This is a genomic window from Pseudomonas sp. I2, from assembly GCF_040984075.1.
Lineage (GTDB): Bacteria > Pseudomonadota > Gammaproteobacteria > Pseudomonadales > Pseudomonadaceae > Aquipseudomonas > Aquipseudomonas guariconensis_B.
Map to the genome: position 1 here is coordinate 1 of NZ_JBCGFQ010000089.1, position 9,004 is coordinate 9,004.

9 protein-coding genes and 3 pseudogenes are annotated in these 9,004 nt (G+C 62.4%); 5 read left to right on the forward strand and 7 right to left on the reverse strand.

The window, feature by feature from the left end:
• Nucleotides 1-214: 214 nt before the first annotated feature.
• The 3 pseudogenes from groEL to WCE05_RS25260 all read right to left on the reverse strand — a co-directional run.
• Nucleotides 215-427, reverse strand: a pseudogene (groEL, locus tag WCE05_RS25250) (chaperonin GroEL); the annotation flags it as partial.
• A gap of 31 nt (nucleotides 428-458) precedes the next feature.
• Nucleotides 459-521 (reverse strand): annotated as a pseudogene (locus WCE05_RS25255) (hypothetical protein); the annotation flags it as partial.
• 99 nt (nucleotides 522-620) lie between these two features.
• Nucleotides 621-818: pseudogene (locus tag WCE05_RS25260) on the reverse strand (tryptophan--tRNA ligase); the annotation flags it as partial.
• 239 nt (nucleotides 819-1,057) lie between these two features.
• Here WCE05_RS25260 and WCE05_RS25265 point away from each other — a divergent pair.
• Both WCE05_RS25265 and WCE05_RS25270 read left to right on the forward strand, forming a co-directional pair.
• Nucleotides 1,058-2,236, forward strand: a complete 1,179-nt coding sequence (locus WCE05_RS25265; protein ID WP_155712955.1) for an FAD-dependent monooxygenase — start codon at nucleotides 1,058-1,060, stop codon at nucleotides 2,234-2,236.
• Nucleotides 2,237-2,246: 10 nt separating this feature from the next.
• On the forward strand, nucleotides 2,247-2,717 hold the full coding sequence (locus tag WCE05_RS25270) for an AAC(3)-I family aminoglycoside N-acetyltransferase (protein ID WP_155712956.1): 471 nt from the start codon (nucleotides 2,247-2,249) through the stop codon (nucleotides 2,715-2,717).
• Nucleotides 2,718-3,139: 422 nt separating this feature from the next.
• On the opposite strand, the gene WCE05_RS25275 is transcribed toward WCE05_RS25270, so the two are convergent.
• Nucleotides 3,140-4,509, reverse strand: a protein-coding gene (locus tag WCE05_RS25275) for an IS3 family transposase (RefSeq protein ID WP_155712957.1) whose coding sequence is annotated in 2 segments (ribosomal slippage) — nucleotides 3,140-4,032 and nucleotides 4,032-4,509 — 1,371 coding nt in all. Because the reading frame shifts where the segments join, the coding sequence is not laid out codon by codon here.
• 523 nt (nucleotides 4,510-5,032) lie between these two features.
• Complete coding sequence (locus WCE05_RS25280) at nucleotides 5,033-5,491, reverse strand: transposase (protein WP_230964466.1); 459 nt, start codon at nucleotides 5,489-5,491, stop codon at nucleotides 5,033-5,035.
• Between WCE05_RS25280 and WCE05_RS25285 the strand changes: the two genes are divergently transcribed.
• The 3 genes from WCE05_RS25285 to WCE05_RS25295 all read left to right on the forward strand — a co-directional run bounded on the left by WCE05_RS25285 (nucleotide 5,490) and on the right by WCE05_RS25295 (nucleotide 6,990).
• Nucleotides 5,490-6,017: an antirestriction protein ArdA gene (locus WCE05_RS25285; RefSeq protein ID WP_029074275.1), complete on the forward strand. Its 528-nt coding sequence runs from the start codon at nucleotides 5,490-5,492 to the stop codon at nucleotides 6,015-6,017. The two genes, WCE05_RS25280 and WCE05_RS25285, sit on opposite strands and share 2 nt — an antisense overlap.
• 189 nt (nucleotides 6,018-6,206) lie before the next feature.
• Complete coding sequence (locus tag WCE05_RS25290; RefSeq protein WP_080700689.1) at nucleotides 6,207-6,422, forward strand: DUF6499 domain-containing protein; 216 nt, start codon at nucleotides 6,207-6,209, stop codon at nucleotides 6,420-6,422.
• A 46-nt stretch (nucleotides 6,423-6,468) separates the two neighbouring features.
• Nucleotides 6,469-6,990, forward strand: coding sequence for a DUF2285 domain-containing protein (locus WCE05_RS25295; protein WP_155712958.1), 522 nt, complete (start codon nucleotides 6,469-6,471; stop codon nucleotides 6,988-6,990).
• Nucleotides 6,991-7,284: 294 nt separating this feature from the next.
• Here WCE05_RS25295 and WCE05_RS25300 read toward each other — a convergent pair whose 3' ends face one another.
• The gene (locus WCE05_RS25300) at nucleotides 7,285-8,097 is read right to left on the reverse strand and encodes an APH(3')-I family aminoglycoside O-phosphotransferase (protein ID WP_155712959.1); all 813 of its coding nucleotides are present in this window, start codon (nucleotides 8,095-8,097) and stop codon (nucleotides 7,285-7,287) included.
• A 105-nt stretch (nucleotides 8,098-8,202) separates the two neighbouring features.
• On the reverse strand, nucleotides 8,203-8,490 hold the full coding sequence (locus WCE05_RS25305) for a DUF2285 domain-containing protein (RefSeq protein WP_029074272.1): 288 nt from the start codon (nucleotides 8,488-8,490) through the stop codon (nucleotides 8,203-8,205).
• Nucleotides 8,491-9,004: the final 514 nt, after the last annotated feature.

Sequence of the window (9,004 nt, forward strand, 5' to 3'; positions counted from 1 at the left end):
TGCGGGGACGGCTGCTCAGTGTTGCGCCTGTGTTCGCACGTTCGTATCGGTGCGTTCTGATCTTCGCGTCAGACATTGCCGCGGCGCGGGCACAACAAAAAGCCCGGCATCGCTGCCGGGCTCCGGCCCCGTCCTTGGGGCCTTGATGTCGGGTCGTTGCCGGGATCGGACCGCGCTGGCGCGGTCCGGTTCCCTGACGACCGGGCCAACCGGATCAGAAATCCATGCCGCCCATGCCGCCCATGCCGCCGTGGCCGTGGTCATGGCCGCCGGCCGCTTCCTTCTTCGGCAGCTCGGCGATCATCGCCTCGGTGGTGATCACCAGGCCGGCGATCGACGCGGCGTTCTGCAGCGCGCTGCGGGTCACCTTGGTCGGGTCCAGGATGCCCAGCTCGATCATGTCGCCGTAGTCGCCGGTGGCGGCGTTGGTCGAGGGCGTAGCGTACTGCCTCCAGGATGGACGATTTGCCGCTGCCCCGGATTCCGATCAACGTGTTGAGCTCGGGAGAGAAATGCAGCACTTGCCCGTCGAGGATGCCGCCGTCGAAGCGGATGCTGCGGATGTGCGACGCTTGGTGCTTGGGCGGCTCAATGGCAACCCGCCCAGCGGGATCGCTCAGCTCCAGCCCGCAGGCCAGCCAGGTGGCGGCGATCTCCAGCGTCGAGCGCTGGGTGCGCACCGGGTCCTGCGCCTTGATCAGGCTGTGCAGGTCGGCCAGGAAGTAGAAGCTCTCCGTGTCCGCGGCACGGCTGGCGGCCACGGCCGGGCGCACGGCGCCGACGTAGTTGCCCAGGTGCGGCGTGCCCGAGGTGGTGATGCATTGGGATCGGCCAGAAGCTCAAGCATTTTCGGCTCCGTTTCGAGTCTCGGTCTGCCTATCTAAGCAGAGCCGGGCGCACAGAAAAGATGGCGTTGAGGAGATTTTGCCGGCCTTTGTGTTTCTCGCGGCGTTATCCCCGCCGATGATGCCGCAAAGCGTCCAAAATAAAGCTGCCGGCTGGCCTCGGGCGGCGGCGGGGTGATAGAATCGCGGCGAACAGAACCGCGAGTGCCCCGATGAAACCGTCTCCCCCGCCCGCCACAGGCAATCATGATGCCGATGCCATCGTGGTCGGGGGCGGGCTGGCCGGGGCCGCCGCCGCCATCGCCGTGGCCGCCGCGGGCCTCAGGACCATCCATCTGGCCCCCGCCGGCCCGCCCGACCGGCGCACCTCGGCGCTGATGATGCCCAGCGTCGACTACCTGCGCGGCGCCAATCTCGTGGACGATCCGGCCGCGCTCGGCCATGCCCTCACCGCCATCCGCATCATCGATGCCACCGGCCGGCTGATCCGTGCGCCGGAGACCTTGTTCGAGGCCGCCGAAGCGGGCCTGCCCGCCTTCGGCTGGAATTTTGCCAATGCGCGCCTGCTGGAGCGCTTCCGCGCCGTCGCCTCGGGCCTTGCCAATCTGGAAACGCGTGACCTCGGCGTTACCGAAATGGCGGGGAGCAGTGTCACCCTGGGCGATGGCAGCCGGCTCAGCGCGCCGCTGATCGTGGGGGCGGACGGCAAGAAATCGCTGGTGCGCGCCGCCGCCGGATTTTTCCGCACGCGCGAGCACGCCTTCAGCCAGGCGGCCCTGGTCTGCGACCTCGACCTGGGCCGGCCCATCGGCGGCACCTCCATCGAATTCCACTATCCCCGGGGTCCCTTCACCCTGGTGCCGGCGGGCGACAACAGGGCCAATCTGGTGTGGATCGACGACCGGGACGTGCTGGAGGCGGCCAAGCAAGAGGGCGGCGAGGCGCTGGTCGCCCGTTTCCGCGACAGGTCGCAGCGCCTGTTCGGCAGCATCGCCATGGCGAGCCCGGCCTTCGTCTTTCCGCTCAGCACGCTCAGCGTCGACGTCGCCGGCGGCAATGGCGTCGTACTGGTCGGCGAAGCGGCGCATGCCTTCCCCCCCATCGGCGCGCAGGGGCTCAATCTGGGCCTGCGCGACGTGGCCGACCTCGCCGCGGCGCTGGCCGCCAACGACCGGACGGCGCCGGACTGGGCGGAGGCGGTCAGTGCCGATTACGCGCGGCGCCGCGCCTCTGATCTCAGGCGCACCGGCGGCATGGTCGATACGCTGTTCCGCTCGCTGCTGGCCGACATGATCCCGGCCCAGGCGCTGCGGGCCGGCGGGCTCTGGGCGCTCAAGCTCGCTCCCGCCCTGCGCCGCGAGGCGTTCGCGGTGGGCATGGGCAAGCGATAGGAGGAAAGCCATGTCCGTTCCGGTCCGGCGATTGGGCCCGTCCGATATCGCCGCCATGCGACAGTTGAACCAGCTGTTCGGCGTGGCCTTCGACGACGCCGACAGCTATGCGGCGAACGCGCCGGGCGACGCCTATCTGGCGGAGCTTTTGTCGAAGGACCACGTCATCGCCCTGACGGCATGGGAAGCCGATACGGTTACCGGGGGCCTGGTCGCCTATGAGCTCGCCAAGTTCGAGATGGCCCGCTCGGAAATCTACATCTACGACCTGGCCGTGGCGGAAGCCCACCGGCGCAAGGGCATCGCCACCGCGCTCATCGAGCACCTGCGGGCCATCGCTGCCGCGCGCGGCGCCTGGGTGATCTATGTGCAGGCCGACTATGGCGACGACCCCGCCATCGCCCTCTACACCAGGCTCGGCACGCGCGAGGACGTGATGCATTTCGACATCGCGGTTCCTGGTGGAGATAACCGGAACTAGAGCTGCAGAAACTGCCTGATTGTTCTCATTCACCGGGTCATTAAAGCAAAAAGGGCGCCGTTTCCTGAACTGACCCCCAAATTTTGGACGGCTCGGTTTACCGCTTGCGTCACCTAGGCCGGGCCCGGAACTAGCTGGGCTCGGCCTTCTTATTTTGAACGTTTTGCCGATAATGGCGGAGACAAAGCCGACAGCAGCTGTTCTTCCAGTGGCTTCAGCAGCTTCGTCCTTTCTTCCTTGAGGCCATCGGGCCGGTCAAGGACCTCACAGGTCATCTGACAGCCCCCTGTCGAGAGCGGCTGCAGTAGGATTTGGCCCAGTTCGCCAACGGTCGCGTGATACAGGGTGTAAGCCACTCCGCCACCCGTGACCATGCGTCGTTCAGCCCGAACATCTTTAGGCCACATTGTTACCTCCGATCTTTAGGCCGCTAATGGGCGGAGCCGATACTGTACAGGGCTCAAGCCGTTAAGTTTCAGCATGATACGGTCGTTGTTGTAGTAGTGAATGTATTCAGCCACCTCCTTGCGCAGTTGCTCCACGCTGGTGAACTGCTTCAAGTGGAACAGCTCGGTCTTGAGGGTTGCGAAGAAGCTCTCCATGGCGGCGTTGTCCAGGCAATTGCCCTTACGGGACATGCTTTGGGTGATCTGTTGTTCGTCTAGTTGCCGCCGGAAGGCGCTCATCTGGTACTGCCAGCCCTGATCCGAGTGAAGTACCAGCGGTCGCCGTGACCTTCGCCTAGCCCATGCCTTATCCAGCATGGCGCGGACCATCTTGAAAGACGGCTGGACATCGAGCTGGAACGCCACGATTTCCCTGTTGTAGAGGTCCATGACCGGCGACAGGTACAGCTTCTCGCCATTGACCTTGAACTCGGTCACGTCCGTTACCCATTTCTGTTCTGGCTCATCAGCTTTGAAGCGCCTCTCTAGGACGTTGGGCGCGATTTCCCCGACCTCACCCCTGTAAGACCTATACCTCTTGGGCCTGACCAGCGACTTGAGCCCCATGGCCCGCATGAGCCTCTGAATAAGCTTGTGGTTGATGGCCTCGCCAAGCTGGCGCCGCAAGGCCGCGGTGATGCGGCGATAGCCGTACCGTCCTTTGTGGCGGTCGTAGAGCGTTTGGATGGCTGCCTTAAGACTGGCGCGTCGATCCCCCAGCGCCAGTACCTTGGCCTGGTAGTAGAAGGTGCTACGGGCCAAGCCGCTAATGGCCAACAGGTCCGGTAGAGCATGCTGCTGCCTCAGTTCAAGCACTATCCGCGCTTTGTCGGCGGGGTCGTGGACTTCGCTTGAACCAAGGCATCGAGTTTTTTTAGGTACGCCACCTCCGCACGCAAGTACGCGTTCTCCTTGAGTAATTCCTCATGGGTCGCGTTCCGGTCTGGAACTGGTGGTGGCGGCCGATTGGGCGGTTCGGACATGGCTGGCTGGCGGCCTTTTGGGCTAGGCATCAACGCCTCGATACCCCCCTCATTGTACTGACGCTCCCAGGCCGCCACGCTCGACTTGTTCCTGATGCCGTAGAGGGCCGTCACCTGGGTATAGGACAGCTCCTCACGCACCATGCGCTGAAGGATCTCAAGCTTGAGTTCAGGGCTATAGGTCTGGCGGCGTCTCCGGCTAAGACCCGCCTCTCCGTGTTCCTTGAACAGTGCGACCCAGTGCCGCACATGGTTACGAGGCACGCCGTAGCGCTTTGCCAGCCTCTTGATGCCATCCCCTTGATCAGGATCTAGGTAGGCATCTACTACTTCACGCTTAAAGGCCAGGCTGTACTTGGCCATAAAAAAACCCCGAAGGTTGGATGGATGTCCAACTTCCGGGGGTCAGTTCAGTTTCCGGCGCCCTCTTCACGTCAATTTGTTCGCGGCTTACTGCGCGGCGGGCGCTTCGCCTTCGGCGGGGGCCTCGCCTGCGGCGGAGCCGTCGAGTTGGCGGCGCAGCTCTTCGGCGCGGTCCTGCAGCACCTGCTCCAGCGCGTTCTCGCCCGAGGTCTCCTGGCGGAACTCCTCGAAGGTCAGCGCAGCCTCCCCGTCATAGGCGGCGGTGAAGGGTATAGGAAGTTCAACCGCCCTTTTTTGCGAGTCTGGCGGGTAGGAAGCGGCCGCGCAAGCGCCGCTTTGGGCACAGATCGGGCACAGATCGGGGGTTCATGCGTGGGTTTTCGACATCGCGGGGCCACGCAGCGGCTCAGTGCGTAGCCATTTCTCACCGAATCCCGGCACAGGGCCGAGCGCAGCCCTGCGGGGTCGTGGCCGCATCGGATCGGATTCTGCTTTCGCTTCCGGCTGTGTGGCCGGCACCTCGTCACGCGGCCGGCGGCGGCGCGCGCGCTGCGGGCCGGTAGTGCGCTTCTTCCCGCGCGCCCTGCTTCACGAAGTGGCCAAGGATGGCGCGGATGGCGGCAGGTTCCTCGATGCTGGCGACGATCCGCACGGTGCCACCGCAGTGGACGCAGGCGGTGACGTCGATGGAAAAGACCCGCTTGAGCCGTTGCGCCCAGCTCATCGCACGGCGCTTCTGCTCGGGGCTGCGCGGCTCGTCGTGGGCGCTGACGTCCACTGGCGCCGCATCGCCCGCAGGCCGCTTGCCGCGCCCCGAGGGCGTCAGCTGCGCACGCAGGTTTGCATTCGGGGCGAATACGCCGTGGAAGCGGGTGAGATGCGCGCGTGGCGGCGGGACCAGTGCCGCCAGCTTGGCGATGAAGTCCACCGCATCCCATTCGACATGCGTGGTGCCATTGCGCCACCCGAGGATCAGAGACATGACCAACGTATCCGACAGTACCCCCCGCATCTATGTCGCTTGCCTTGCCGCCTACAACAACGGCTATCTGCATGGCGCTTGGATCGACGCGGATCAGGACGCGGACCAGATTAGGGGCGCGATTGCCGCGATGCTTGCCCGTTCCCCTGTCGAGGACGCGGAGGAATACGCCATTCACGATTACGAGGGCTTCGAGGGCGTCAGCATCTCGGAATATGCCGGCATCGACATCGTGGCGCGGATGGCCAGTTTCATCGCAGAGCATGGCGCACTTGGCGCGGGCCTGCTGGAGCAGTTCAGCGGCGACATGGACCAAGCCGAATCCACGTTGGAGGATTGCTATCATGGTCAGTTCGCCAGCCTCGCCGACTACATGGAGGAATTGACCACCGAGAGCGTCACGATCCCCGAAGCGCTGCGCTACTATGTCGATTGGGAGAGGATGGCGCGCGACGCCGAGATGGGCGGCGACCTGTTCACTATCGAGACCGCGCACGGCGAGGTCCATGTGTTTTCCAACAGGTGAAAACATGACTGCCTGTCCGTCCTCATACGGGCAGGCGTCGCGGAGTCGCCGGGCTGTCGCCAAAAATACCAAAAATGATCGGGTTAGCCGCTCAAGGTATCTGCTTTGAGCGGCTTCTATATTTCCAGTGATGATTGAACCTCTTCTTGCCGGGCGCTGCCCAGCATCCCGGCTCGGGGAGGTGACGCCATGCTCAACATCGATTGGCGATCACCGGCGGCATACGGGCACACAAAGCACATCCCTGCCGCTGGTTTCGCTTGGGAATACCTGCGCCGCAACGACGAATATCGTCGGGACTGCCGGACCATCGCATTGACCGCAGGGGCGGCTGCCCGCGACCTCGAAGAGTTCGCGCATCGCTGGGGTTTGCGATTTCCCGTGCGATCCCGACGCGCCGCATGATCGGCAATCGCCGATCTGGAGTCCGCGCCTTCAACCGCAAGCCGTGATGTTGTCGCCAGTCAATCACAAGGACGACGACACCGAACCGGTACTGACGTTGGCGCATCTCGACGGCCTCGATATGCGCCGCGCTGCCGATGGCTGGCACGGCATCTGGCAGGCGGACGGCGTTGCGCATCAATTCTGGCTACCCGTGGCCGTGCCGGACACCGCCGCATTTTACGCCGTCACGCTACCGATGGACGCCTTTCTGGAGCTGCGCGCTCACGCTGTCCGTCGATTCTGGCGGTCCCTCAATGGCCGCGCGCCCGGTCCCGACTTCCGGGCGATCCCCGCCCAGCTCCGGCAATGGCACATCCTGTCCCTGCGTGCGCTCGACGCACGGTTCCGCGGCGAAAGCTACCGCACCATCGCCAAAGTCCTGCTCGGCTTTCGCGGCAGGAAGGAGGATTTTGAGAACGATCCGCGCAAGAACAAGGCCCGCCGCCTAGTTGCGCATGGCATCAAGATGATGCACGGCGGCTATCGCCTGTTACTTCATTACCCGATCAAACCCTGCAAGCGTTAATCGTTTGCGAGCGCTATCTGTCGAAAATCGTGTCGCAAATTTGTGCCACTTACGACAATGACATGCAACACGGAAACCCCTTGCTTCTCCGAGACCGGCCGATCTGTTAGAGAATTTTAGAAATTGCGTGACGGTGATGGTATTTGCCGGTCAGATCGATAGGGGCCGCTAAAAATAGCACTTACGCTTCTCGCCCCCTATCTCGCAAGGGATGCAATTTCGAGAATGACGGAGTTTGGTGGTTCTGCCACTGCCAGCCTGTGTTTCATTTGCCGTGGTAGCTGTCGTCTAATATCAAAAAAGCTCGTCCAACATCAGGTGGAATAGCAGCTTGCTTGGATCTGGCTTAGGAACGCCGTACCGGGCGAAAAACCTGTCCTGTAACGCCTCATCGAACTCTCCGAGACAGTTCCAGAGTATCGCCAAATCTTGGTAGCGGTCGGCAATACCGACACGGCCTGCGTCGATACAGCCGATTACCACACCATCCACCATAAGAAGGTTATCGAGCGAGGAGTCCCCATGTGTGACAACCTGATCGGCCATGAAAGGCAGGTGTCGATGCATTTCCTGCCAAACCTGTTCTGCTGTCCAGCCTTCGCGTTCCTCATCGAAATCGTCTTCTTCGACCAAGCCGGCGTCGATCCGTTTGCGCGCCAGTCCGAGTCGATAGCTATGATCGCTGGTAAATGGACATTCGCTGATCGGAATTGCATGTAGCGTCCGAAGGAAGTCCGCCAGCGCATCAACAATGGTCGTTCTCTCCTCTGGACGCGCTTCCAGAGCCTGATATGCGGTTTCACCTGCCAAGGCCGTCATAAGGAGCCAGGCTTCGTCGGTAGTGCTGACGAAATGCGTGACGGTGGGAACCGCGATGTGGTTGGCCATCCAACGCAGTCTAACCATCTCATCCACGAGATCATTGGCAACGGTATCGCGACCATGCTTCAGGAAGAGATCGGGTGCACCTGCCTTGCCGTAGAGCCGATATACCACTCCCCCGGACTCACCGACATTATTCCGCGCCCACGAATATCCCTTCACCTCTTCTGATAAACCCGCCGGCACTGGCATTGCCGCGCAGTTTATTTCCCTATATTCATCCATAGCTTGCCTATATTCATCCATAGCTTGCGTAAATCTACTTGCGGGTAGTTGTCGCAACAATCCCGAAATCTGCGACAAGAAACAAGCTGAAATTGTCTCCGATCTTCATACCTTGTTGGCTACCGCCTGCTCCAGAATCTTCCGATAGCCTTCACGCGACAGCCATTGCGCGCGCTCCAGATGACTTTGCCAGCATCGGCGCGACCGAAGTTCCTCGGCGACCGGATCGCGGTGCAGCACGATCCGCGCGACCTCCTTCCAGTCCGCATCTTCGGCCTTCGCATCGAGAAGGCGCAGATACGTCACGAAATGCCGTTCGTCATAGACGGTTATGCTGTCGCCTGTCGGCGCGATGTCGTCCACATCGGGATCGAGTTCGACGGGAACCCGCATAGTCATTCCCCGTATCCGAGAGAGTTTTGTCTGCGGTGCGCCCCCGCAAACGATTCTCTCTGACTCTTGGTGATCGGGGAGTTCGAAACCGTCACGAAACGGCCCCATGGCCTTTAGCTCGGAAAGCCTGTTGTATACGCCACAGGCTCCCCGACCATAGGTCAAGGAGTTGGTGCCGTTCTGGCCAGCACCAGCCATTCGTGAGGGGTTTCGACGCCCCAGAGCAGCGCGTCTGCTCCAACCACATTCTTAGCCGAACTGCGTGCGAATGTCTTCGCCTATTCAGTGCGGCAGGCGATGAGCCGCTGAAATCCTTCCGTTATTAGCCCGAAACACGCCCGCAGGGGGTGCCGTCAGCGCATAGGCGCAAATGCGGCACGCTACGCGGGGTATAGGAAGTTCAACCGCCCTTTTTGGCGAGTCTGGCGGGTAGGAAGCGGCCGCGCAAGCGCCGCTTTGGGCACAGATCGGGCACAGATCGGGGGTTCATGCGTGGGTTTTCGACATCGCGGGG